Here is a 24,061-nt window from a genome sequence, read left to right on the forward strand (position 1 = left end):
CATGTCCTTCGACGCCGAACTGATCTTCTCCGCGCTGCGCGCGCTGACGCCGGTGCTGTTCGCGGCCCTCGGCGGCGCCCTGTGCGAGCGCGCGGGCGTCTTCAACGTGTCCCTCGAAGGGACCATGCTCACCGGCTGCTTCGCGGCCGTCACCGGCAGCTGGTACACCGGCAGCGCGTGGGGCGGCGTGCTCGCCGCGATGCTCGCGGGCATGGCGTTCTCGGCGATCCTCGCGATCGGCGCGGTCAGCCTGGGCGCGGACGCCGTCGTGGTGGGCATCGCGCTCAACCTGCTCGCGGTCGGCCTGACCGGCTTCCTGCTGCGGACCGTGTTCGGCACCCAGGGCACGTTCAGCGATCCCGACCTCAAGGGCCTCGAACCGGTCGACATCCCCGGGGTGGAGTCCGTCCCGTTCCTCGGCGACGCCGTCTCCGGGCACTCGCCGCTGGTCTACCTGTCGTGGGTCGCGGTCGCGGTCATCGCCGTCATGCTGTCGCGCCACCCGTGGGGTGTGCGGCTGCGCGGCGTCGGCGAGGCGCCCGAGGCCGCGCAGAGCCTCGGGGTCAGCGTCGCCAAGTACCGGTACGCCGCCGTCCTCACCTCCGGCGCGCTGTGCGGCCTGGCCGGCGCGCAGCTGGCGCTCGGCAACGTGACGCTGTTCTCCGAGAACATGACGGCGGGACGCGGCTGGATCGCGGTCGTCGCGGTCATGCTCGGCCGCGCGCTGCCGGTCGGCGTCCTGCTCGCCGGCCTGCTGTTCGGGCTCGTCGAGGCGATCGGCTTCCGGCTCCAGGGCGAGGGCATGCCGCAGCAGGCCGCCGATGCCGCGCCGTACGTGATGACGCTGGTCGCGCTGTTCCTCGCGACGAGGCCGAGGTTCCGCGGCGGCCTGATGCGCCGCAGACCGCGGGGCGCGCCGACCGACGGAGCCGACGCCGCCCGGGGCGGCGGCGGAGGCGACCGCGACACGTCCGCCCCGGTGTCCCCCGTCCCCAGCTTGGAGCCGAAGTCATGACCTCCGCCGCCCGTCCCACCGTCCTCCCGATCACCAAGATCCCCAGCTCGGGTCTGCCCGCGTATGCGGTCGTCGTCGGCGACCCGGCGCGCGCCGGGCTGGTGGCGAAGCTCCTCGACGGTGCCGAGCAGATAGGCGCGAACCGCGAGTACGTCACGTACGCCGGCACCTGGCGCGGCGTCCCCGTCGTCGTGTCGTCGCACGGGGTCGGCGGCCCGGGCGCGGTGTGCCTGTTCGGCGAACTCGCCGAGGCGGGCGTGACGACCATCGTCCGGCTCGGCACGGCCGGGGCGATCGCCCGCGGGATCGGCGACGGCGACCTGATCGTGGCCGAGGCGGCGGTGCGCGACGACGGCGTGACGCAGCAGCTCGTGCCGGCCGAGTTCCCGGCGGCGGCGACCCCCGAGGTCGTGCTCGCGCTGCAAGGTGCGGCACGCGAGCACGAGGCGGCGTACCACCGCGGCACGGTGTGGACGCGGGCCGCGTTCCTGCCGGGTGTGCTGGAACTGCCGATGAAGCCGTATCAGCGGGCCGGCGTGCTCGCGATCGAGATGGAGTTGTCGGCGCTGCTGGTGTTCGCGGCGCTCAACGGCCTGCGGGCGGGCGGCGCGCTGGTGATCGACGGCATCGCCGCCGACGACCTGGTGGACGACGACGGCAACAGCAACTACGACCCGCACCGCAAGGTCGTCGCCGAGGGCGTGGAGAAGGCCGCGCTCGTCGCGCTGGACGCGGTGTGGCGGCTGGCCCAGGACGACGCGTGACGGCGGGGACTTCTTCGGGCAGGCCGCCGACAGCGCCTTCGGCATCCCCTTCGACACCCCGTTCCGAGGCGGCGCCCGCGTCCGCGACGCGCGGGTTCGTCGGGCGTACGTCGGCCGACGCCCGCGACCCGCGCCTGCCTCCCGGCCAGTACGACGCCCACAACTCCTTCCCCGTGCTGTCGGCCGAGGTCACCCCCGAACTCGCCGCCGCGGACTGGACGTTCCGCATCGACGGGCTCGTGGCCTCGCCACGCACCTGGACATGGGACGACGCGCACGCACTGCCCGCGAGCACCTACGAGGGGCCCATCCACTGCGTCACCTCGTGGTCGAAGCTGTCGACCCGGTTCACCGGGGTGTCGCTCGACGACTTCCTCCGCGCGGTGGGGCCGCTGCCCGCGGCGACGCATGTGGTGGCGTACGCGCACACCGGCTACACCACCAATCTCGCGCTCGACGATCTGGTGGACGGCAAGGCGTGGATCGCGTTCGACTACGAGGGCGAACCGCTCACCGCCGCGCACGGCGGTCCGGCCCGGCTGCTCGTGCCGCACCTGTACTTCTGGAAGAGCGCGAAGTGGATCGCGGGACTGCGGCTGGTGGACCGCGACGAACCCGGGTTCTGGGAGCGGAACGGCTACCACCACCGAGGCGATCCGTGGGCGGAGGAACGCTATGCGGGCGACTGACACACCGACAGACACTCCGATCGGCGCGCCGCCTGGCCCTCCGCCTGGCACTCCGTCCGACGTGCCGACCGACACACCGGCTGCGACCGGGGCGGGATCGGTGCTGCCGGAGATCCCCGAGTTCGCGGCGCCGGGCCGGGTCGCGCCGAGCCTGCGCGGCAAGGTCGACTGGCAGGACGGCGAGATCGTCGAACTCCGGGCGGAGACACCGCGCATGCTCACCGTGCGGCTCGCGTTGCCGGTGTGGAACGCGCACGTCGCCGGCCAGCACTACATGGTGCGGCTCACCGCGGCCGACGGGTACACCGCGCAACGCCACTACTCGGTCGCGTCGTCGCCGGGAGATACCGGGCACATCGAGCTGACCGTCGACCGGGTGGACGGCGGCGAGGTGTCGGGCTACTTCCACGGCGCGGCGCGTGTCGGCGACCGCATCGAAGTACGCGGCCCCCTGGGCGGGTTCTTCGCCTGGGCGGGCGACCGCCCGGCGCTGCTGATCGGCGGCGGCTCCGGGCTCGTCCCGCTGGTCGCCATGCTGCGCCACCACCGCGCGGCCGCGCCGGGTTCTGCCGCCGCGGATGTCGGCGTGGAGTTGCTGGCGTGCGTGCGTACGCCGGAAGACCTGCCCTATCGCAAGGAATTGACGGGCGATCAGGTCACCGTCGTGCACAGTCGGGTGGCTCCTCCCGGGCTGCCGGTGGGACGGCTCACCCCCGAGATGGTGGCGCCGTACGCCGCCCGCGCCGTCGCCGAGGACCGCGAGGTGTACGTCTGCGGGTCCACCGGCTTCGCCGAGGCGGTCGGCCGCATGCTCACGCGTGCCGGCGTCCCCCCGACCCGCATACGCCTGGAGCGCTTCGGCGACGCGGTCCCGACGGATCGGTGAACCGGTGAACCCACGCCGCTGCCACGGGTGGCAGGACATGACAAATGCCGGTCGAATGCCGCCGTCAATGGTCGACTGACGGGTCGATATCTCGAAATACCTTGTCATGCAAGGAAGTTCGCCACGGTTACTGGTGTGTACCCCTTACCCCGGAACAGCCCGTGCCGGACCATTCGGCTGGGCGGGCGGTGCTGCCCGCCGGGGAGGGGGAACGAAATGGCTCTGCCACTTCCGGTTGCCACCGGGACCTGGAACGTCGCCCCGGGCGAAACCGGAAAGCTCCCGGGCAGCGAATTCCTGCACGGCGCGGTGCACCACGTCAGCTATGCCTATCCGGCCGCACCCGGCACGACCGCCGACTACAAGCTCGACGGACAGTGGACCAACAGCCTCGCCGCCGCGACGGTGTTCAAGACCGCGGGCCTGACCGCGTTCCGGACCAACATCTCGACGGTCGTGGTGCCGGCGCTCACCAAGAACGAGTGCCCGCTGGACCCGATCATCGGCCTGGTGGTCGACCTGGCGCCCGGCTGGGAGTGGTGTCCCGACAAGAGCGTGCATCAGACCTTCACCGTCAAGCCCAACAACGGCCCGCTCGGCGAGGTGTGCCACCTGGCGCTCCACCTGCTGGCGATGCGCTCCACGATCGAGGCACGCCGCCGCCAGATGAACAAGCTGAACGTGCCCGAGGTGACCGTGACGACCGACCTGGGCCGCGAGAAGACGGAGAAGTCGGCGACGTACCGGCTCAATTGGAACAACGTGCTGGCCGGCGGCCGTGACGCGGTCGTCAAGGCGCTCAAGGCCGTGCCGCCGACGCCGATGATCAGCGGGCCGCCCTCGAAGAACCCGCAGAACCAGGAGATGAACCGCATCGTCGCGGCCGACATGTTCAAGGCCGACAACGGGCTCACCCAACTGCAGAACCTCGGGCTCATCGACCTGGAGGGCATGAGCGGCAAGACGTTCATGGCCACGAAGGGCAAGCTCATCGCGCTGTCCCCCAACAGGAGCGAAGACCTGCACGCCGCATACAACCACATCCGGTTCCTGCTCTACATGGAATGGCGCGGGGTCCACGAACTGCTCCTCTAGCCCGCGGCGTTGTGCGGGTCCGGGGAGCGGATGACGCGATGTGTGCGGTCTGCGGCGTGGACGCCATGAGGCGTGCGGGGCAGGATGAAACCGCTCCCCCACCGTCTCGTCCGGAGGTAAGCCCGTGCACGTCGCCATTCCGCTCTATCCGGGGTTCACCGCGCTGGACGCGGTGGGGCCGTACACCGTCCTGGCGTTGACCCCCGGCTGCGAGGTCTCGTTCGTGGCCGGGGGGACGGGCCCGGTCACCGACGACCAGGGCAAGCCGACCCTGGTGGCCACCACGTCGTACGCCGACCTGCCCACCCCGGACATCGTCGTCGTGCCCGGCGGGCCCGGGACGACCGCGGCGCTGGGCGACCGCGCACTGCTCGACTGGCTGACGGCCGCCGACGCGCACACGAAGTGGACGACCTCCGTCTGCTCCGGCTCGTTCCTGCTCGCCGCCGCCGGGCTCCTGACCGGGCGCAAGGCCACCTCCCATTGGGGCTGGGTGGAACAGCTGGCGGGCTTCGGCGCCGAACCGGTCTCGGAGCGCGTGGTGTTCGACGGCAAGTACGTCACCGCCGCAGGTGTCTCGTCGGGAATCGACATGGCGCTCACCCTGGTTGCTCGCGAGACGGGCGAACGCACCGCCCAGACCGTGCAATTGGCCATCGAGTACGATCCGGAGCCGCCGTTCGACGCGGGATCGCCGCACAAGGTGCCCGCCGACCTGCGCGCCGCGGCACTCGCCCTCATCGGCACGTAGGCAGTAGCCGGTCGCGAGGCCGATGCGACCGCGGCATTTCGGCGCGTCGGATCAGCCGGGTCCGACGCGCCGTCCGATTTCCGCCAGCATCGCTGTTTCCGGGCGCGCATGATCGTAGGCAGGGGGAACGAAGCAGAAGCTGCGTGACTGCACGGAAGGTGCAAGGAAGAGGTGGCGGCATGACCGTCTACACCACGATCCCCAGCCCGGTCGGCGAACTGCTGCTGGTCGGCGAACGCTCCTCCGACGGCGTGGCGCTGACATCGGTGTCGACGCCCGGCGCCAAGAACGCCCCGGTGCCGCAAGGCGACTGGCGGCACGACCCGGCCGCCTTCGCGGCCGCGGCCGACCGGTTCGGTGTCTACTTCGCAGGCGAAGCAATCTCCTTCGACCTGCAGTTCGCCCCGCTGGGCACCGACTTCCAGCACCGCGTGTGGCGCAAGCTGGACACGATTCCGTACGGCACCACGACGACGTACGGCGCGCTCGCCGCCGAACTCGGCCTGCCGCGCGAGCGGATCCAGGCCCTCGGCACCGCGATCGGCGCGAACCCGCTGCTGATCGTGCGCCCGTGCCACCGCGTCATCGGCGCGGACGGGTCGATGCGCGGCTACGCGGGCGGCGTGGAGCGCAAGCACCAACTGCTGGTCCACGAAGGCGCGCTCCAGCCCACGCTGCTGTGACGGCCCCGCGTACTGCGCCCGACCCGACGATACGACCGGCAGCCCCCTCGCGCACGTACACGCTGGTCGGCACCGACGGAGCCGCGTACCGCAGCGCGGAACCCGGTGCCCTCGGCGGGCACCGGCGCGGGCGGCTGTACGGGCGGCTCGACTGCCCCTCGGCGCTGCGGGCCATCGCCCGCGGCGGATACGTCCGTCAGCGCGTGTTCTTCGCCGACGCGGCGACCGCCCGCGCCGCCGGCTACCGCCCGTGCGCAGTCTGCCTGCCGGAGGAGTACGCGCGCTGGAAGAGCCACCCGGAAGGACAGGCCCCGTCATGACCGGCTTGAACCGCCCCGCCCGGTCGGCGTGGCCTCCCGTAGGCCGAACACCACCGGACCGCCCGTCCCCTCTCGCCTCCGCCGCCGAATGGTCCGCGTACCGCGAGCCCGCCGCCCCGCGGCCCCACACCCCCGCCGAACTCGACGCCCTCCTACGGTTGCTGACACGCCCTCAGGCCCGCATCGAGATCATCGCCGTCGGGCACAGCCGCGACCCCGCCTCACGGAACGCCGCCGATGCGCTGATCCGCGCCTGGGAAGGCCTCGACCGCAAGACCGTGCGCACCGTCGTGGACTGGCCAGAGCAGGCGGCCTCCTGGCTGCGGTCCGCCCGGCGCTTCGCCGCGGGCCCGCCCGACGCCTGGGTCGTCGCCGCGGCCGGCCGGGGTTGGGCGGAACTGAGCCGTCGGCTGCGGCGGGACACGGAATGGGCACCGGACCGCACCTACGGCTTCGCCTCCCTCGCCGACCCGCGCACCATCGCGTACGCCGGCCAAGGCACCCTCGACGGCCTACGCGGCGCGGCGGCAGACGGCACCACCTGGTCCGTCGACGGCAACTGGCTGACCGGCCAGGTCCTCTGACGTCACGTCAGTCCACCACCCCGGCACCTCCGCGACCGCGGACGCGCCCCTCGACGCAACGAAGCCGGTGGCCACCCCTGCGGTCCAGGGGTGGCCACCGGCTTCCTTGTGGCCCGTGGAGCGTCGGTGCGGGTCAGGCCGCCACCACCAACTGCTCCCGGGCCGGCAGGGTCGCATGGGTGCCGCCCGACATGAGGGTCCCCACTGCGACCGGAAGAAGTTTGCCGTTCTTCTTGACGGCCGCGAGCCTGCCCGCCGGACGGGCCGCGTTCGCCACGGCCAGGCTGCCCACGGCGGCAAGGCTGCCCACCGAGGCCACCTTGCCCGCCACCGCCGCGCTCGCCGGGCGTGCCGTGTTGGCCACTGCCACAGCCGCCTTCCTCGCCACCGCCACCGTGCCGGCGACGGCTGCCTTGTCGGCGACCGCCGTCTTGTCCGTCTTGCGGGCGAAGACCACCAGGCGCAGGACCACGAAGCGGCCGAGCCCGGCGAGGCCGGAGGCGGACAGGTAGACGGCCTGCTGGGTGAGCGCCCCGGCGTGCGGTGCGACCGCGTCCAGGACCACCATCGCGGTGGTGGTGAACAGGTAGGCGATGACCGCCGTCCCGGTGGACTCCACGTGCACGCGGATGCTCCCGGCGCCCTTGCGGAAGGTGATCCGGCTGTGCAGTTCGTTGCAGAGCAGGGTCGACACGACGGTCACGATCGCGTTGGCGACGGCGATCGACATCGAGCCGGTGAGGAGCATCAGCGCAGCGCTGGAGAGGAGACCGACACCGCCGCCACAGATGACGAAGCGGACGAACGCGGCGACAGCGTTGCGATCCATCGGTATCCCCTCCCCGGTTCACTACATATGTAGAGGCGCCGTGCGCGACTCTACTTATGCAGCAACCAACTCTTCACGCTTGTGGTGAAACCTTCCGGGTGCGGGTCCCTCGGCGGTTCTGCCCGCCTCCGATCGCCGCTCCTGCACATATGACTGAATCGACGTCGCGGATGTGACATCCGCGCGTGTGACGCGAGCCACGCGCCCCGCCCCACCGCCGCCCCGGTCGCTTCCACACGAGAAGTCTGCCGTGGAAAAGTCGTCGAATCGTCATCCCTCAAGGTCGATATCCGACCCCGACTACTCCTCCGGGAGAGCCCCTACTCGTACTCAGGGAAGAGTACGAACGGCCCCTGGTAGTACTCCCGATACCACCGCCGCGCCGCAGGCGCCGGGACCTACCCGGCAGTTGGGCGTCTCGGGGTCGACGGCGGCGCGAGCGCGGGCGCGTCGGACAGCACAACGCCCGCCGTCGCCGTGCGGCGCCGACGGGCGGTGCGGGTGCGTTGGGGTGCAGGCGCGGTCGGGTCAGCGTACGGCGGGCTCTTCGCCGCTCAGGTCGACGCGGGCGAACGAGTCCGTCTCCAGGTGACCGTCGACACCCCGGTCGTAGTACGGCTCTCCGGGACGGCGTACGCCGACGGTCCGCCAGCCGGCCTCGCGGGCGGCGTCGAGTTCGTCGACGAGGTCGGAGAGGAACACGAAGCGCCCGGACTCCGGTTCGCCGACCGCGGCGGCGATGGCCTGGTACGACGGGGCGACCTTCTTCGGCCCCGCGTTCTCCGTGTCGAAGTGTCCGGAGAACAACGGCAGCAGCGAGCCCTCGGCGGAGTGGCCGAACCACGCGAGTTGGGCGGACACCGAGCCGGAGGAGTAGACGTACAGCGTGTGCCCGGCCGCGTGCCAGGCGCGAAGGACGGGGATCACGTCGGGGTAGAAGTGCGACGTCAGTTCGCCGGACTCGAAGCCCTCGGCCCAGATGACGCCCTGGAGGGTCTTGAGCGGGGCGGCCTTCTCGTCGCGGTCCAGCCACGTGTTGAGGGCCTCGACGATGCGCTCGGTCCCGGCGTCCGGTTCGCCGATCAGCTCGCGGACCGCGGCTGCGGCACGCGCGACGTCGGGGTCGTCGCCCCGGGTGTCCAGCACGCGCGCGAAGTGCTTGCGCGAGTAGGGGTACAGCTGCTCGGTGATGAACCCGGTGGCGCTGGTGGTGCCTTCGATGTCGACGACAACGTGGTGTGGAAGGTGCCGGTCGCTCACGCGGCGGACTCCGTGTACCCGGCCCAGATGGCGTCGAAGTCGGGGAAGCGCGACGAGATCGGGTCGCCGGTGAAGTCGCCCACCCAGCCGTCCTCGTCGTGGAAGAAGCGGATCGCGGCGACGGAGGGCTCCGCGCCCATGTCGAACCAGTGCGTGATGCCCTTGGGGACGGACAGCAGGTCGCCCGCCTCGCACAGGACCGCGAACACCCGGCCGTCGACGTGCAGGTAGAAGATGCCGGCGCCCTCGACGAAGAAGCGGACCTCGTCGTCGGCGTGGGTGTGCTCGGACAGGAACTTCTGGCGGGCCGCGGCGGCCCTGGCCGGCCACTCGGGGTCGTCCGACGGCTGGAGCCGGATCACGTCGACGAGGATGTAGCCCTCGGCGGCGCTGATGCGGTCGACCTCGGTGCGGTAGGCGTCGATCACCTGGTCCTGCGAGGCCCCGGGCGCCAGCTCCTGGTCCGCGGTCCACCGCTCGTAGCGCACCCCGATCGGGGCGAGCGCGTCGGCGATCGCGGCGGGTTCCGCGGTACGCAGCAGCGGAGCCGTGGCATCGGCCTCGGGCCACACGGTCAGCAGGGACATCGGGACAACTCCTTGCTCGCAACAGCTCGGCACACCTGTGGCGCCCGTCGTGGAGGGGCACCCGTCGTACAACTCGCCCAAAAGGCCGGGGCCCCTCCGCAAATCTACCTCCGGCGATCGGGGACACCCAGCTCGCGGACGGATCCGTTCACATTTCGGACAGCGATGCGACAGGCGGTGGAGTACGGGGCAAAGAGGTGGGCCGGGCGGGGGTCCGGCCCGCCCGGCCCGGTCCGATGCCGCCACCGAGGCCTTCGGTCCTCCGCGGCGCAAGCGTCAGAATCTCCGCCCGCTCAGAGGCCGAGCCGGCGCAGCAGGTCCGCCGGCACCGGTGCCCCCTGCTCGCCGCCGTACGTCGCGGAGCGCAGCTCGAGGTACATGTGCGCGCACGGCCCTCCCACGACCAGGACTTCATACCGGGCGCCGGCCGCGTCGGCGAATCCGAGCAGCGTGAAACCCTCTCTCGGGTAGTCGCAGGGCACCGAGTCGGGCCACGGTTGGATGTCCTGCTCGGGGACCGCGGCGTTGACCAGTGCCCGGATCTCCTCCCGCTGCGGCCCGAGATCGTCGGTGCCGCGCAGGGTCCAGTCGCCGTCGGGACCGGCGGAGTACCGGCACGCCACGAGATGCGCGGCGGCGTACGGGACGACGTCGCGGTGGAGTCCCAGCGACTCGCGGCGCAACGGCACGCGCCCGGCCGGGCGGGACTCCTCGCACACGGGTGCGGCCGGCGCGGGCATGGGCGGGTCGGCCATGCGCTGCTCCTCCAGGAGCGCGGTCATGTGGGTGTCGAAGCCCCGCGCGCCCTGCCGGGTTGTGTCCGAGAAGCGGGCTTCGCCGCAGCCGCCGAGGTTCATCGGGACGGAGACGCGTATGCCGCCGGGGTAGAGCAGTTCGAGCGTGAGCCACGCGCGGGCGTCCAGCGGGCAGAACGTATGTGGAGGCAGGCTGTACCGGTCCGCCTCGGCGTAGCTGTTCACCTTCCGGACGACGCGGTCGACGTCGTGGTAGAGGGTGGTCGGCATGGGGCCGACCCGGGTCGCGACGGGCGGACCGCCCGTCCGGAACGGCTCCGGGGGTTCGCAGAGCCGGGCCGCTACCGCGCCGGTCGCGAGAGTGTGGGCGTTCCCCGCGGTTGCGCGCGGGTCGAGCGGCGCCGGGACGGGATCGCTCGTGAGTGGTGCGGGGCAGTCGAGTTCGACGCGAGGCCCGATCGGGCCCACGGCGGGGTCGAAGACGGGATCAAGGGCCGGGCCCCGGCGAGGGTCCGGGCTCGGCATGGTGGGCCCGCTGGATTCACCGCTGCCTCGGCCGTCGTGGAATGCCGCGAACGCGAGCGCGGTTCCCAGCAGCGCGAGGACCGACGCCGCCGCGGCAGACACCAGATACCGACGGCGCCGGAGGCCGAGACGAACTCGCGTTGCGGGCTCGGACGCGGCTTCCTGGTCGGGCCCGTCCTGCTGCGCGTGCATCTGTACGCCCCCTTCGCCGTCGTCGTGCGGCCGTCGGCCTTTCGGCACGCGGCGGTTCGACGCGGCGAGGGGGCGTACGGTTCCCGGGCGTCACGTCCGGACGTAGCGCGTCACGGATCCTCCGTCGTCGAAGCGCAGGGTCTCCTTCGGGGTGAACCGACGCGGTTCGAAGTCGCCGTAGAAGAGCGGGATCCCGGAGCGCGAGATGATCGGGTAGGTCTTGAGGACCAGCTCGTCGATCTCGTCGTAGAGCGCGCCCGCGAGGGTCGCGCCGCCGGCCAGCCAGATGCCCATGTCGCCGTCCTCCGCCTTGAGCGCGCGGACGGTCTCCAGCGGGTCGCCCGCGACCAGGGTGACGTCCGGGGACAGGCTCTCGGTGATGGTGCTGCTGGTCACGACGTACTGCCGCAGGTGCGGGTACGGGCTGACGTGCCCGGCCTCGACCCCCGGCTCGTAGGTCGCGCGGCCCATGATCACGGTGTCGAAGACCCGGGGCGGGCCGTCGACGCCCATGGCCTCGTGGATGAAGGCCGGCAGGGTCTCCGGGTATTCGGCGACGATCCACTTGTGCACGTCCACGAAGGGCATCAAGTGCTCGAACCCGCCGTCCGGCGCGGCGATGAAGCCGTCGATCGACTGGCTGATGTAGTACGTGAGCTTTCGCATGTGTCTCCTCGGGAACTACGCTGCGGCCGATTGACCACGACGCTTATAGTACTTCATGTGTAGTGGTTGGCAAGGGGATGCGCACCGGAAGATCAGGAACACCCGAGAGGGAGAAGCGACCGATGGCTCAGAACCCGGAACGACGCGCGGCACTGCTGGACGCCGCGATCGAGGTGCTGGCGCGCGAGGGCGCCCGCGGACTCACCTTTCGTGCGGTCGACGTACAGGCGGGCGTCCCGACCGGGACGGCGTCGAACTACTTCGGCAAGCGCGACGACCTGCTCAACCAGATCGCCCCGCGCATCTACGCGCGGCTCGGGCCGGATCCGGACGCCGTCTCGCGGACGCTGGAGGCGCCGCCCTCGAAGGCGATCGTCGTCCGGTTCATGCACGAACTGATGGCCCGGGTCGGCGCCGACCGCACCGGGTACATCGCCCTCCTCGAACTCCGCCTGGAGGCGACCCGCAGGCCCGAGATGCGCGCGGCGCTGAGCGCGATGCTGCGCCCCGAGTACGAGGAGGCCATCCGCTTCCACCTCGACAGCGGCCTGCCCGGCGACCGGACGACGGTCAGCGTCCTGTACTTCGCGATGCTCGGCCTGATCGTGGAGCACCTGACGACTCCGGACGCCATCGCGGCCGACTCGCTGGACGCGCTCGTCGACGGGATCGTGGACCGCGTGGTGCCGGAGGCGTGAGCGGCGCCGCCCGGTACGTGTGGGCGGACGCGGCGGTCAGGTGGCCGCGGCCGGGCCGCGGACAGGCGTCGCGGGGGTTGGGGGTCACGGGTTGGGGGTCACGGGTCAGGCGTCACGGGTCAGGCGTCGCGGGTCGGGCGCAGGCCGTTCGCGCGGGCGTGCGCCAGGAATGCGGTCACACCGTCGCCCGGTACTCCGGGATCACCAGGGCAACCGGGGCCGCCCGGGTGCCCCGGGTCACCGGGCTGCCGCCGGCGGCGGATCAGCCCCACGGCGCCGCGCACCGGGGGGTCGAACGCGCGTGCGTCCGTGCCCTCGTAGCCCAGGTGCTCCACGAGGTCGCGGTACAGGAACACCGAGCCGAGCCCCGCGAGTACGCACGCCACCCACGCCGACCGCTCCTCGGCCTCCATCGCCACGACCGGCTTGAACCCCATCCGCCGGAACCCGCGGTCGATGTCGTCGCGGCGTCCCGACCCCGGCGGCGGGAGTACGAGCGGGAGCCCGTCCAGGTGCCGCTCGGACAGCGTGTCGGGCAGATCCAGGCCGGCCGGTGAGACCAACACGACCTCGCGTACCGCGAACTGATCGGCGATCAGATCGTCAGGGGCAGGGAGCGCGGCAACGCCGGCGTCGGCCTCCCCGCGGCGCAGCGCGTCGAACAGTGCCTCGCGCGAGGCCGAGCGGATCAGCCGGAGCCGCAGGTGCGGATGGCGCGTCGCGAACGTCGGGATCAGATGCGTGCCGAGGTCGTTGGCCAGCGTCGGCGTCGCGGCGATGCGCAGCGGTTGGGGCTCCGCCGCACCCGACGCCTCCGGCGGATCCGCCTGCGCCAGCCCTTCCAGCGCGCGGACGTCCGCCAGGATCGCGCGGGCCAGCCGGACCGCCCGCTCCCCGTCCGGCGACAGCACGGTCCCCCGGTTGGTACGCGCCAGCAGGCGCATACCGATGCTGCGTTCGAGCTCCAGCAGCGACTTGGACAGTGCGGGCTGGGCGAGGAACAGCGCCGCGGCGGCGGCCGAGATCGAGCCGTGCTCCGCGACCGCGACCAGGCGGCGAAGCTGATGCACGGTCAGGCGCGGTGTGGTGCCTCCGTCTTGGGCCATGCGCGTACTCCGTCGTGCGGTGGTCGTGCGGTCATGTCGGGCGTCAGGGCGTCGCTCCGGTGCTCGTCGGTCGCCATCGTCGCGCGCCGGGACGCCGGACGCCAGAGTGAGCCGATCATGGCCGACCCGCGGCCGGGTCGCGGTCGGCGCGCACAGCTGGATCAGAGCCAGATCAGGGCCGGATCAGGGTCGGCGCACGGCTGAGTCAGGGCCGGATCAGGGCCGGATCAGGAGTGGGGCGCTATTGGGTCAGGGGCACTTCTCGCCGAATTTCACCGCGCCGAGCCTGATCTTGTCCTCGGGCAGCGCCGCGCCCGGGGCCGGGTCCTGGGTGCAGACCTGCCAGTGGTTCTCGACGATGATCGCCCGACCGCTCTTGAGGTCGTCGGCGTCGACCTTGACCTCGTCGCGCAGAGCCTCGCGTACGACGTTGACGCTGCGGCCGACGACGTTCGGCATGATGCCCTCGGGCGCGGAGGGCTTCGCGGTGGGCAGCGGGACGGAGGGGCAGTCCTCGTCCTTGCGGACCACGCCGAGCCGCACGGTGGTGTCCTTGTCGATCTTGCCGGGGCCCGGATTCTGGTCGCAGACCTGCCAGTTGCTCAGCAGGATCTGCATGCGCCCGCGGCCGAGCGCGTCGTGGGACTTGATGAAGTGGTAGCCCGAGTACCAGACCGCGTCGCGCGCCTTCTGGAGGTCGAGTCCGACGACCTGGGGCACGCCGCCCGACGACGTCGCGGGCGGCGCCGGAGTCGGGGTCGGCGCGGGCGCGGCGGCCGGAGGCGTGGTCCTGGCCCCGGTCTTCGCGGACGGCGCCGGGGCCTGGCCCGGGTCGTGCGGCCCCGCGGCCCCGGGCGGCCCGGGGCCGGGTGCGGCGGACGAGGAGCCGTCCGCCGGGACGGAGGCCCCCGCCGGCGCGGCGCCGTTGCCGTTGGAGCAGCTCCCGCGGTCGATCAGCGCGGCGAGGATCAGGAGCACGACGGCGAGCGCGATCACGCCGGTACGCCGTTTCGGGTCGCGCCACCACTCCGGTGCGGTGCGCGACCGGCCCTTCCCGGACCCGGCGCTGATCAGCCGACTGATGGTGCATCACCCCGAACGACGTTCTGTCCCTGTCTCAGAGCATGCTCGGTACGGCGCGCGCTATGCGCCCCGTGCACCACATGCGCCGATTAGTGTGACGCAATGCGGGACACTGAGGAGTAATTGATCTGTTTCCTCCAGTATTTCCCTGATATCGACCGTAATTGTCAGATCTGCAGGCCGAGTTCGGAACGGGCGTACGCCAACGCGTGCGCGACCCGCTCCTCGCGCTCGACGCCAGGAGCACCGATCACGATTTGCAGCGCGAAGCCGTCGAGCATGCCGTGCAGGCGCACCGTGAAGGCGGCGCGCGCGGCGGCGTCCATCGGCTCCCATTCCCCCGTGGCCGCGCCTGCCATGAGCAACTCCGACAGTTCGGCCGCCCAGACGCGCTCGATGTCGTGTCCGGCGTGCAGGACTTCGGGATCGCCGAGCGAGCGCCCGTACACCGCCACCCAGATCGTCCAGCGCGGGTCGGCACGGCCCACGGGGAGGTAGATGCCGATGTAGTCGGCCAGGCGTTCGGCGGCGGGCGCCCGGCGGGCCAGGAGTTCGCGGCGGCGCTCGCCGAGGCGCTCCTCGCTCCAGCGCAGGGTCTCGACGAGGAGGCGGTCCTTGGACCCGAAGTAGTAGAGGATGTGGCCGCCGCTGATGCCGAGGCGCTTGCCGAGCGCGGCCATGGTCATCGCGTCGAGGCCACCCTCGGCGATTGCCGCGAGTGCCGCCTCGAGGACGACCTCGCGCGGCTGTTCGAGGCGCTTGCGGCGGCCGGTCGCCGGCATGGTCGCTCCCCTCCGGTTACGTCTCGTTCGCTCTCGTCCGGCTCATCCGGGTCGTCTGGCTCATCCGGCTCGTCTGGTCCCGCCACGGCACGCACGGATCGGGCCCGGCCGTCGCGTACGGGACCAGTCTCGTCCGGCGCGGCCCCACTTCCTCCACGGGGCCGCGCCGCCGTACGCGGGGTCAGACGCGCGGCTGCTGTTGCGTGATGCAGTGGATGCCGCCGCCGTTGGCGAAGATCTCGCGGGCGTCCACCAGTTCGATCGTGCGGCCGGGGAAAAGCTTCGCGAACGTTCCGGCGTTCTCCTCGTCGCGGGGGTCGTCGAAGCCGCACAGCACCACGGCGCCGTTGGCGACGTAGTGGTTGATGTAGCTGTAGTCGACCCAGCCGTGGTCCTCCTCGGTGAGGACGGTCGGCGCCGGGATCTCGACGACCTCCAGGCGGCGGCCGCGTGCGTCGGTGGCGGTGCGCAGCAGCGCGGCGTTGTCCTTGCCGACCTCGTGGTCGGGGTGCGCGGGGTCGGGCTGCGTGTGGCAGAGCACGACGCCGGGGCGGGCGAACGACGCCACGATGTCGATGTGGCCGCGCGTCCCGTAGCGCTCGTAGTCGCGGGTGAGGCCGCGCGGCAGCCAGATGACCTTCTCGATGCCGAGGTACGCGCGCAGTTCCTCTTCGACCTGCTCCTTGGTCCAGCCGGGGTTGCGGCCATTGTCGAGCTGCACGGTCTCGGTGATCATGACGGTGCCCTCGCCGTCGACGTGGATGCCGCCGCCCTCGTTGACCATGCGGGAGGCGTACCGCCTGGCCCCGGACAGTTCGATCACGTGCTCGGCGATGTCCTGGTCACGGTCCCAGGAGGCCCACTCCTGGGCACCCCAGCCGTTGAACACCCAGTCGGCGGCCGCCAGTCCGCCCTGGCCGTCGGTCAGGAAGGTGGGGCCGATGTCGCGCATCCAGGCGTCGTCGAGCGGGCGTTCGACGACGGTGAGCGGGCGCTCGACGTAGCGGGCGACGGTCTGCGACTCGCCCATGTTGGCCACCATGGTGACCGGCTCGTACCGGGCGATGGTGTCGGCGACCCGGCCCCACGCGACGCGCGCGGCGTGCAGGTCGCCGTCGCCGTCCTCCCCGGCCTCGCCATCGCCGAAGGTCTCGTTGGACGTGGGCCAAGCCATCCAGGTCTGCTCGTGTTCGACCCATTCGGCGGGCATCGAGAAGCCGTCGGCGGCCGGGGTGATGGTCATGTCGGTTGTTCCTTACGGGTGGTGACGACGAGTCAGGAGCGGAGGCCTGGTCCGGGCCAGAAGGGGTCGGGGTCAGAAGGGGTCGGGGTCGGGGGCAGGTCGGGGACGGGTCGGAGTCGGCCAGGGGCGGCGCCGGGTCAGAGCCGGGTCAGAGGAAGTACAGGCGGTTGAGGCTCACCGAGTCCGCGGGCTCGGAAATCACCGGCTCGCCGTCCAGGGTGACCGTGGTGGTGTCGGCCGCCACCCGCACTTCCGCCGTACGGCCGTTGAACACCATGGCGGCGGGCCCGATGCCGCGGGTGCCGCCCCGTGCGCACCGAACTACGACCCAAGGACCAGCGGTTCGCAGGTGTCGGACAGACCCCGTGCGCCGGCCCGTGGGCGATGGCCGGGTTGAGCGTGAGCTTGGCGATGTAGCGCAGCACACGGGCGTTGTCGTGATGACGTTGGCGGCGCCGACCGTGCGCATCACGTTCGGCACGTGACCGCCCCCGCAGCCCTCGACGTGGTGCGCGTGGATCGTTCGCCGCGGGCACGGCGCGCCCGGGCCAACTCGGCGGCGGTGAAGATGAGCAGCCGGTCGCGCTCGGTGGGGGTGGGTCGCACAGAGCCTCCGGTTTGTACGGCGTTCAATACGGGATTGAACAGCGTTCTAAACCGGGTGTCAAAGGGTTCCGCCCGAGTGTCCGGCCAACACCCCCGAACAGCGGGAGCGCGGGAGCGCGGGAGCTGAAGCGCAGCGGCGGGGGGCGAGGTGGCGGGGGCGGGGTTCGGTGGGGGGCGAGCTGCGGCACGGCCGTGCAGGCCCGGCCGTCGCGACTCGACGGCGACACAGCGGCGGCACGGCAGCGGAAAGGCCCTGCGGAACGGCAGCGGCGCCGCCCCGGCTCGGTAGTGGCCCGGCGGTGGGCAACGCTGAAGCGCACCCCAGTTCCCGAGTCCGCTTGACCCTGCGACTAGCGCAAGGCGCGGGACCGAAGCTCGTACTCGGTCTCGTACTCGGTCTCGTACTCGCAAGGTTCCGCAACGCCACGAGGGTGCGTCCTGGGCAGCACGGACGTGTGCCCCGGTTCCCCGCGGCCGCTTACCGAAGCCGGTCCAGGCGGACGCCCAGCCCATCCAGGAGCAGGGCCAGGCCGCGTTCGAAGCCGCGTTCGTCCAGGCCGGCCAGGCCGGCCGGTGCGGGCCCCGCCGCGGGGACCGCGTCCGCCGCCTCCAGGGTCTCGGCGAGAGCGGGGTACTCCGGCCGGTAGTCCCGCGGCGCCCGGATGAACCCGGCCGTGTAGGTCTCCAGGACGGACCCGAGCACGAGGTAGTCGACCGCGGCCGCCGTCTCGGCGGCCTCGGCGGGCGGGAGCCCGTGCCGCAGCAGCGCGGCCGAGATGGCGTCGTACCCGCCCAGGGCCTCCGCGGTCTGCACGGGCCGCCGGGCGACGATCGGCAGGATGCCGTGGTGCCGCAGGAAGACGCGGCGGTAGCTGCGGGCGTACGCCGTGATGCCGGCCCGCCAGTCCGCCGTCGCCAGCGCCGAGCTGTCGAGCTCCTTGCTGATGAGCGCGGTCATCGCGTCGAGCAGGTCGTCCTTGGAACTGACGTGGTTGTAGAGCGACGGGCCGCGCACGCCCATCCGGGCCGCGATGGCTCGCATCGTCAGCGCATCGGGCCCCTCCTCGGCCGAGATGTCGAGCGCGGTCGCCGCGATGGCGTCCCGGCTCAGCAGCGGGTTCGTCGGCCGGCCCATCCCATGCACCCCGATTCGCTCCCCGACCGCACCCGTGCGCGGATCCAGCCGGTCCTTGCGCCGAAATTCGCGGGCCGGCACCCGGCGGGGGGCATCCGGCCGGTCACCCGGCGTTGCGAGCGTATCCCGGAATTGGGGTCTTCCCGGAGGCCGGGTCGCTCGCCTACAGTCTCCAAAACTAACAACGTAAGTTTTTTGATCGGACGACGACGCGACCACTGTCGTTCACGGCCCGGCCGGTCGACCTCCCCCTGATGAGGGCCCATGACGCAGCAGCCTCCCCGCCGCCCGGCACCCCTGCCCGGCCCGGCGTCCGGTCCGGCGGACCGCGCGCCCGGCGCCCCCGGCGCGTACGACGCCGACGCCGCGCACCTCGAGAGCCTCGGCTACAAGCAGGAGCTCAAGCGCAGCCTGAGCGTGTTCGGCAACATCGCGATGGGCTTCGCGACGGTGTCCCCGGTGGTCGGCCTCTACGCCGTGGTGCAGCTCGGCGTCGTGGTCGCCGGCCCCGCGTGGGTGTGGGCGCTGCCGGTCGTGTTCCTGCTCCAGGCGCTCGTGGTCTGCGTGTACGCCGAACTGGCCGCCGACTTCCCCATCTCGGGCGGCGCCTACCAGTGGACGCGGCGCCTGATCGGCCCCAAGTACGCCTGGATCGTCGGCTGGATCACCGTGTGCGCGCTGATCTTCGCGCACACGACCATCGCCTACCTCGCGTCGCCGTGGTTCTTCGCCCTCTTCGGCTGGACCCCGACACCGGGCAGGGTCGTCGCGGTGGCCGCGCTGTTCCTGGTGCTGTGCGCGCTGATCAACGCGTACGGCATCGACGTGCTCAAGCGCGTCGTCGATCTCGGGATCGCGGCCGAGGCGGTGGCCTCGGTGCTCGTCGGCTTCGGCCTGCTGCTGCTCTTCCGCGAGCACGGCTTCTCGATCCTGACCGACACGTTCGGCGCCGAGGCGCTGTCGGACGGCTCGAAGCCGATGGCCTTCCTGGCCGCACTCGCCGTCGCGGGCTGGGCGTTCGTCGGCTTCGACGCCTGCGTGGCGATGGCCGAGGAGACCGTCGGCGCGGCGAAGCAGGTGCCCCGCGCGCTGTGGTGGGCGTTCATCAGCGTCGGGCTGATCGTGATCCTCAACGCGGTCGCCGTCGACCTCGCGCACCCGGATCCGGCCAGGATCATGCTGGGCGAGGACCTCGACCCGGTGACGACGGCCGTCGTGGCGGCGTTCGGCGACTGGTCGTCCAAGCCGTTCATCGTCGTGGTCATCGTCGCCTTCGTCGCGTGCGCTCTCGCGTCGCAGGGCGGCGGCGCGCGGGCGATGTTCTCGATGGCCCGCGACGGTGTGCTCCCGGCGTCGAAGACGCTGCGCCGCATCAACAAGCGGCAGGTGCCGCTCGGCGCGCTCGCCGTCGACCTGGTGATCAGCTGCTGTGCGCTGCTGCTCGGCCTGGAGGCGTCGGCGATCGGCAGCATCGTCACCTTCGGCAGCTCGGCCCTCTACCTGACGTTCCTGGCCATCGCGTTCGCCGCGCTGGTGGCCCGGGTACGCGGGACCTGGGTGCCGTCCGGCATCCGCCTCGGCCGCGTCGGCCTCGTGATCAACATCGGCGCGGTGCTGTGGCTGGCCTTCGAATTCGTGAACATCACCTGGCCGCGCAAGCTCCTCGCGCCGCCGGACGCCCCGGCGTACCAGGTCTGGGCGGCCGTGATCGGCATCGCCCTGGTGCTCGGGACGGGGCTGATCTACCTGGTGGCCGCCCGCCCCCAGCGCGCGCTGGAAGCGGCGGCCCTGACCCAGGAGGCAGTCGCGCCGCACGCCCCCGCCCACGACGCACTCGACACCCCCGCCACACCGAACGACGACGCACGCGACACCGCCGCATCGAACTCCCCCGCTCCTACGACCGGAAGCACCGCATGACCCGCACTTCGGCCATCTCCCCGGCCTCGACCTCCCCCGCTCCCTCCCGAGCCGCCGACCTCGTCATCGTCGGCGCCCGCGTCCTCACCCAAGACCCCGCCAACCCCGTCGCGACAGCGTTGGCGGTCCGCGACGGGCGCGTCGTGGCGGTGGGCTCCGACGCCGACGTACGGCCGCACGTCGGCTCCCGCACCGAAGTCGTAGACGCATCCGGCCACGTGGTCACCCCCGGCCTGACCGACTGCCACCAACACCCGGTCCTGGGCTCGGAGATGGCGCGCGGCGCGGACCTGGTCGGTGCGAACACCCTCGACGAACTGCGGACCCGTCTCGCCGACCACGCCGCGCTCGTCGGCCCCGACGGCTGGGTCGTCGGATACGGCGGCGAGTACGGGGCGTTCGCGGGCCGCACGCTGCACCGCGATCTGATCGACGAAGCGGTGGGCGGGCGACCGGCGTTCGTCTGGATGTCGGACGCCCACTCGGCGCTCATGAGCACCGAAGGCCTGCGCCGCGCCGGGATCACCGGCCCACGGGAGTTCGCCGACCGAGCCGAGGTCGTCTGCGACGAGCGCGGACCCACCGGCGAACTGCACGAGCAAGCCGCCACCTCGCTCGGCTACGCCGCCGTACCGCCCATGGACGGCGCCGAGTTGGCCGCACGCGTCACCGCGCTCTTCGCGGCGCAGGCCAAGCTCGGCGTCACCGGGGTACACGTCCTCGACGACGGCCCCGGAACCGCCGCCACGCTCACCGCCCTTGCCGCATCCGGTGAGTTGGCGATGCGCGTACGGTGGGCTCCCTGGTGCCCGCCCGGCGAGGTCGACAACCTCGCGCAGCGCATCAGCGACCTCCGCAAGGCGATCGCCCCGGAGGGCCTGCTCCGCCTCGCCGCGGTCAAGTTCTTCGCGGACGGCGCCATCGACGGCGGCGGCGCGTGGCTCCAAGAACCCGACTGCTGCGGCGAGTCGCACCGCTCGCAGTGGAAGGACATCGCCCGCTACGCGGACGCGGTCGCCATCGCCGCCGCCAACGGACTCCCCGCGTGGACCCACGCCATCGGGGACCAGGCCGTCGCGCACGCGCTCGACACGTACGCTCACACCCCGGCACCACGCGGTACCCGCCACCGCATCGAACACGCCGAAGTCCTCCAGGACCCGGAGGTCACCCGCTTCGCCACCCTGGACGTCGTCGCGTCGATGCAACCCACGCACATGGACTGGTCGTTGCCCGACCAGTCCGACAACTGGTCGAAGCGGGTCGGCCCCGAACGCGCGGCGCTCGCCTGGCGGTACGGCGACATCCTGCGCGCCGGCGGCCGCGTCGCGCTCGGATCCGACTGGCCGGTGGCCGCGTTCGACCCGCGCCGTACCCTGGCAGGCGCCCAACTGCGCCGCCCGGCAGGCGAGTCCGACCGTGCCCCGTACGGTTCCTCGCCCGGCATCACCGCCGCCCAGGCCCTCGCCGGCTACACCACCGAAGCCGCGTACGCCGCGGGCGAGGAGGCCCAGGCCGGACGCATTGCCGTCGGCCACCATGCCGATCTCACGGTATTCGCCGACGACCCGACCCGGGTGACGCCCGACGACGTGGCCCGACTCCCCGTCACCGCAACGATCGTCGCGGGTTCCTTCACCCACCGGACGGACATCTGACCCAGTCTCACAACCGGCGGCGGCGCACCCGACCCGGGCGCCGCCGCGGTCGTTTCATCACCCCAATCACCAGACATGCAAAGAATCGTCGCCCAACTCACATGCCGGGCAGCGCCCCGGAGTACGCGTGCTTCGGCATCGTCGTACCGGTCACCGCCGCCGGAATTCCGAGATGGCTCGGGAGGCGTCGGGGTCGATCGCGCCGCGCGTACGCGACGCCGCCAGGGCGATCGGGACTGCCGCGGCCGCCGCCCCGGCGCTGATCCACGCGGCCGTCCGGTAGTCGCCGGTGGCCTCGGTGGCCAGGCCCGCGACCAAGGGGCCTAGGAACGCCCCAACGTTGAGGCCGACCGTGGCGAAGGCGCCCCCCAGCGAAGGCGCTTCGGATGCGACGTGCATGACGCGGTGCACGAGCGCCGAGCCGACGCCGAACGACAGGCAGCCCTGCATGACCGCCAAGGCGAACAAGGGCACGGGGTACGCGCCCGTCACCGCCAGCGCCGCCCATCCCGCAGGCAGTACGCACATCGCGAACAGCAGGCCGCGCCCCAACCTGCCGTCGGCCATCCGCCCCGCGGCCGTGACGCCGACGAAAGCACCGACGCCGAACGCCGCCAACAGGCCCGGCACCACGCCCTCGGAGAGCCGGGTGACGTCGGTGGCGATGACGGCCAGGTAGGCGAACGCCGCAAACGTGGCCGCGTTGACAACGGCGGCCAGCAGCAGGGCTGTTCGTACCGCGCTCGAAGCCAACGCGCGCAACTCCCGCTGGACCGAGACATCTTCACGGCCGTCCGCGTCGGCAGGCGCGGATCGGAGGACGAGCAGCAGAGCGGGCAGGCACAACCCGGCGACCGCCCAGAACACCGCACGCCACCCGGCGTGGTCGCCGAGCAGCGCGCCCGCCGGTACACCCACCGCGCACGAGAGCGTGACGCCGGACAGCAGGACGGCCATGGCCCGGCCCTGCTTGGCAGGCGGGACGAGGCTGGTGGCGGCCGACATCGCGACCGCGAGGAACCCGGCGTTCACGATCGCCGCGACGACCCGGGTCCCGAAGAGCACGGCGAAGTCGTTCGTGACCGCGCCGACGACGTGCACGGCGACGAACGTGCCGAGGAACCACGCGAGAGCCCGGCGCCGCGGCCACCGCGCACTCAACGCCGCCATCACGGGCGCCCCGAGGATCATGCCGAGGGCATATGCGGAGGTGAGGCTCGCGGCCGCCCCCACCGATACGGAAAGATCACCGGCGATGCCGTTGACAAGGCCGGACAACATGAACTCCGAGGTCCCCTGGGCGAATACCGCGAGACCGAGGACATGGACAAGGACAGGCACGACCGACTCCAGCGCAGGATGCGATGCGGGCAGGACCGTCCGCGTGCCGGACATCGGCGTACGTCACCTGTCGCGCGCTGCCGTGGACACGGTCGTTCGCGGCAAGGTGAGAGCCGGAGAAATGCGGGAGAGCCGGGCACCGGACAGGAACCGGTCGCCACAGACGCGATGCACCCCAACCTCAGGGCTGGTCGGTACATCCAGTCACAAGACTGGTCGGTGGTACGCCGAGCGCCACCACCACGCCGCCGGACGACCGGCGGCTACGCTCTGTCGGACTCTGGGCTGTTCACGCGACGCACAGTACCCACGCGCCGCGGGCCGATCAACTCGATTGCGTCTCCAGGTGTTCGAGCTGCTCGGCCAGGACGTCGGCGTTCACGAGGCCGAAGTGGTCGAGGCCGGTGAGTTCGAACTCCGTGCTGCGGGCACCGTGAGTTGCTCATCCCGGCCGATGTCCGCGGCTTCACGGCCACACCGCCGCCCGGCTGGTCCGTCGACAACAGCCACATAGGCGGTGGCGGCATGACCGAGTGGCGAGGCTGGACGTTCGCCACCGACGAGTTCTGGTCCGCCACGCAACGGGACTAGGGGCGCGAGCTGTTCGTACGCGGGCGCGGCGTCTTCGCGGTCGCGGACTCCGACGAGTGGCACGACCGCACACGTCCGGTTCCGCTATGCGGGTGAGAACAACTGGTTCTGGGCCGTGGACGACGTGCGCATGAGCTGCGGGTCTTTCGGCCCCGGAGGAGTTCGCGGCCGGAATCGAGGGAAGAACAGTGGTGGGGGGCCGCGGGGGGGGGGGGGGCGCCCCGGCCGCATGCGAGCCCCGCGCGCAGGACACCCCCCCCGGCACGCCCCCACCCCCCCCCCCCCCCCCCCCGGCGC

General features: G+C 72.1%; 23 protein-coding genes and 2 pseudogenes. 13 read left to right on the forward strand and 12 right to left on the reverse strand.

What is annotated here, in order from left to right; translation table 11 throughout:
* Position 1: 1 nt before the first annotated feature.
* The 9 genes from ACWD12_RS10815 (at position 2) to ACWD12_RS10855 (ending at position 6,787) form a co-directional block, all read left to right on the forward strand.
* Positions 2 to 1,015 carry an ABC transporter permease gene (locus tag ACWD12_RS10815; RefSeq protein ID WP_450099238.1) on the forward strand — a complete coding sequence of 338 codons (1,014 nt, stop codon included), beginning with the start codon at positions 2 to 4 and terminating at the stop codon, positions 1,013 to 1,015.
* Positions 1,012 to 1,779: a nucleoside phosphorylase gene (locus ACWD12_RS10820; RefSeq protein ID WP_450099239.1), complete on the forward strand. Its 768-nt coding sequence runs from the start codon at positions 1,012 to 1,014 to the stop codon at positions 1,777 to 1,779. Before ACWD12_RS10815 ends, ACWD12_RS10820 begins: the two co-directional genes overlap by 4 nt.
* Before the next feature lie 134 nt (positions 1,780 to 1,913).
* On the forward strand, positions 1,914 to 2,468 hold the full coding sequence (locus ACWD12_RS10825; RefSeq protein WP_450099380.1) for a sulfite oxidase-like oxidoreductase: 555 nt from the start codon (positions 1,914 to 1,916) through the stop codon (positions 2,466 to 2,468).
* Between the two features lie 61 nt (positions 2,469 to 2,529).
* Positions 2,530 to 3,354: an FAD-binding oxidoreductase gene (locus tag ACWD12_RS10830; RefSeq protein ID WP_450099240.1), complete on the forward strand. Its 825-nt coding sequence runs from the start codon at positions 2,530 to 2,532 to the stop codon at positions 3,352 to 3,354.
* Between the two features lie 216 nt (positions 3,355 to 3,570).
* A complete protein-coding gene (locus ACWD12_RS10835) occupies positions 3,571 to 4,449 on the forward strand; it encodes a hypothetical protein (protein WP_358349116.1) in 879 nt (292 codons plus the stop codon).
* A 124-nt stretch (positions 4,450 to 4,573) separates the two neighbouring features.
* Positions 4,574 to 5,200, forward strand: coding sequence for a DJ-1/PfpI family protein (locus ACWD12_RS10840; RefSeq protein ID WP_450099241.1), 627 nt, complete (start codon positions 4,574 to 4,576; stop codon positions 5,198 to 5,200).
* A gap of 179 nt (positions 5,201 to 5,379) precedes the next feature.
* Positions 5,380 to 5,883: a methylated-DNA--[protein]-cysteine S-methyltransferase gene (locus ACWD12_RS10845; RefSeq protein ID WP_450099242.1), complete on the forward strand. Its 504-nt coding sequence runs from the start codon at positions 5,380 to 5,382 to the stop codon at positions 5,881 to 5,883.
* Complete coding sequence (locus ACWD12_RS10850; RefSeq protein ID WP_450099243.1) at positions 5,880 to 6,203, forward strand: Ada metal-binding domain-containing protein; 324 nt, start codon at positions 5,880 to 5,882, stop codon at positions 6,201 to 6,203. Before ACWD12_RS10845 ends, ACWD12_RS10850 begins: the two co-directional genes overlap by 4 nt.
* Positions 6,200 to 6,787 (forward strand): hypothetical protein, encoded by a 588-nt coding sequence (locus ACWD12_RS10855; RefSeq protein ID WP_450099244.1) that lies wholly within the window; start codon positions 6,200 to 6,202, stop codon positions 6,785 to 6,787. Before ACWD12_RS10850 ends, ACWD12_RS10855 begins: the two co-directional genes overlap by 4 nt.
* A 133-nt stretch (positions 6,788 to 6,920) precedes the next feature.
* On the opposite strand, the gene ACWD12_RS10860 is transcribed toward ACWD12_RS10855, so the two are convergent.
* The 5 genes from ACWD12_RS10860 to ACWD12_RS10880 all read right to left on the reverse strand — a co-directional run bounded on the left by ACWD12_RS10860 (position 6,921) and on the right by ACWD12_RS10880 (position 11,601).
* Complete coding sequence (locus tag ACWD12_RS10860; RefSeq protein ID WP_450099245.1) at positions 6,921 to 7,616, reverse strand: hypothetical protein; 696 nt, start codon at positions 7,614 to 7,616, stop codon at positions 6,921 to 6,923.
* Between the two features lie 528 nt (positions 7,617 to 8,144).
* A complete protein-coding gene (gene mtnC / locus ACWD12_RS10865) occupies positions 8,145 to 8,876 on the reverse strand; it encodes an acireductone synthase (protein ID WP_450099246.1) in 732 nt (243 codons plus the stop codon).
* Positions 8,873 to 9,463, reverse strand: a complete 591-nt coding sequence (locus ACWD12_RS10870; protein ID WP_450099247.1) for a 1,2-dihydroxy-3-keto-5-methylthiopentene dioxygenase — start codon at positions 9,461 to 9,463, stop codon at positions 8,873 to 8,875. Before ACWD12_RS10870 ends, mtnC begins: the two co-directional genes overlap by 4 nt.
* 293 nt (positions 9,464 to 9,756) lie before the next feature.
* A complete protein-coding gene (locus ACWD12_RS10875; RefSeq protein ID WP_450099248.1) occupies positions 9,757 to 10,935 on the reverse strand; it encodes a hypothetical protein in 1,179 nt (392 codons plus the stop codon).
* 90 nt (positions 10,936 to 11,025) lie between these two features.
* Positions 11,026 to 11,601, reverse strand: a complete 576-nt coding sequence (locus ACWD12_RS10880) for a dihydrofolate reductase family protein (RefSeq protein ID WP_450099249.1) — start codon at positions 11,599 to 11,601, stop codon at positions 11,026 to 11,028.
* Positions 11,602 to 11,723: 122 nt separating this feature from the next.
* Here ACWD12_RS10880 and ACWD12_RS10885 point away from each other — a divergent pair, with 122 nt between their 5' ends.
* Positions 11,724 to 12,299: a TetR/AcrR family transcriptional regulator gene (locus ACWD12_RS10885; RefSeq protein WP_358349145.1), complete on the forward strand. Its 576-nt coding sequence runs from the start codon at positions 11,724 to 11,726 to the stop codon at positions 12,297 to 12,299.
* Between the two features lie 119 nt (positions 12,300 to 12,418).
* Here ACWD12_RS10885 and ACWD12_RS10890 read toward each other — a convergent pair whose 3' ends face one another.
* The 6 genes and pseudogenes from ACWD12_RS10890 to ACWD12_RS10915 form a co-directional block, all read right to left on the reverse strand.
* The gene (locus tag ACWD12_RS10890) at positions 12,419 to 13,405 is read right to left on the reverse strand and encodes a LysR family transcriptional regulator (protein ID WP_450099250.1); all 987 of its coding nucleotides are present in this window, start codon (positions 13,403 to 13,405) and stop codon (positions 12,419 to 12,421) included.
* 249 nt (positions 13,406 to 13,654) lie between these two features.
* Entirely contained in the window at positions 13,655 to 14,401 is a 747-nt protein-coding gene (locus ACWD12_RS10895) for a hypothetical protein (RefSeq protein ID WP_450099251.1), read from the reverse strand.
* 254 nt (positions 14,402 to 14,655) lie between these two features.
* A complete protein-coding gene (locus ACWD12_RS10900) occupies positions 14,656 to 15,270 on the reverse strand; it encodes a TetR/AcrR family transcriptional regulator (RefSeq protein ID WP_450099252.1) in 615 nt (204 codons plus the stop codon).
* A gap of 181 nt (positions 15,271 to 15,451) precedes the next feature.
* The gene (locus ACWD12_RS10905) at positions 15,452 to 16,513 is read right to left on the reverse strand and encodes an agmatine deiminase family protein (RefSeq protein ID WP_450099253.1); all 1,062 of its coding nucleotides are present in this window, start codon (positions 16,511 to 16,513) and stop codon (positions 15,452 to 15,454) included.
* Between the two features lie 148 nt (positions 16,514 to 16,661).
* A pseudogene (locus tag ACWD12_RS10910) lies at positions 16,662 to 16,953 on the reverse strand (urease subunit alpha); the annotation flags it as partial.
* Positions 16,954 to 17,597: 644 nt separating this feature from the next.
* Positions 17,598 to 18,254, reverse strand: coding sequence for a TetR/AcrR family transcriptional regulator (locus ACWD12_RS10915; protein WP_450099254.1), 657 nt, complete (start codon positions 18,252 to 18,254; stop codon positions 17,598 to 17,600).
* Positions 18,255 to 18,518: 264 nt separating this feature from the next.
* Here ACWD12_RS10915 and ACWD12_RS10920 point away from each other — a divergent pair, with 264 nt between their 5' ends.
* Both ACWD12_RS10920 and ACWD12_RS10925 read left to right on the forward strand, forming a co-directional pair.
* A complete protein-coding gene (locus tag ACWD12_RS10920) occupies positions 18,519 to 20,174 on the forward strand; it encodes an APC family permease (protein ID WP_450099255.1) in 1,656 nt (551 codons plus the stop codon).
* Positions 20,171 to 21,832, forward strand: coding sequence for an amidohydrolase (locus ACWD12_RS10925; RefSeq protein WP_450099256.1), 1,662 nt, complete (start codon positions 20,171 to 20,173; stop codon positions 21,830 to 21,832). The genes ACWD12_RS10920 and ACWD12_RS10925 overlap by 4 nt, the downstream gene beginning before the upstream one ends.
* Positions 21,833 to 21,982: 150 nt before the next feature.
* Here the strand turns inward: ACWD12_RS10925 and ACWD12_RS10930 are convergent, their stop codons facing one another.
* Positions 21,983 to 23,173, reverse strand: coding sequence for a Cmx/CmrA family chloramphenicol efflux MFS transporter (locus ACWD12_RS10930; RefSeq protein WP_450099257.1), 1,191 nt, complete (start codon positions 23,171 to 23,173; stop codon positions 21,983 to 21,985).
* A 444-nt stretch (positions 23,174 to 23,617) separates the two neighbouring features.
* Here ACWD12_RS10930 and ACWD12_RS10935 point away from each other — a divergent pair.
* Positions 23,618 to 23,836: pseudogene (locus ACWD12_RS10935) on the forward strand (alkaline phosphatase family protein); the annotation flags it as partial.
* Between the last annotated feature and the right edge of the window lie 225 nt (positions 23,837 to 24,061).

Source organism: Streptodolium elevatio, from assembly GCF_053592165.1.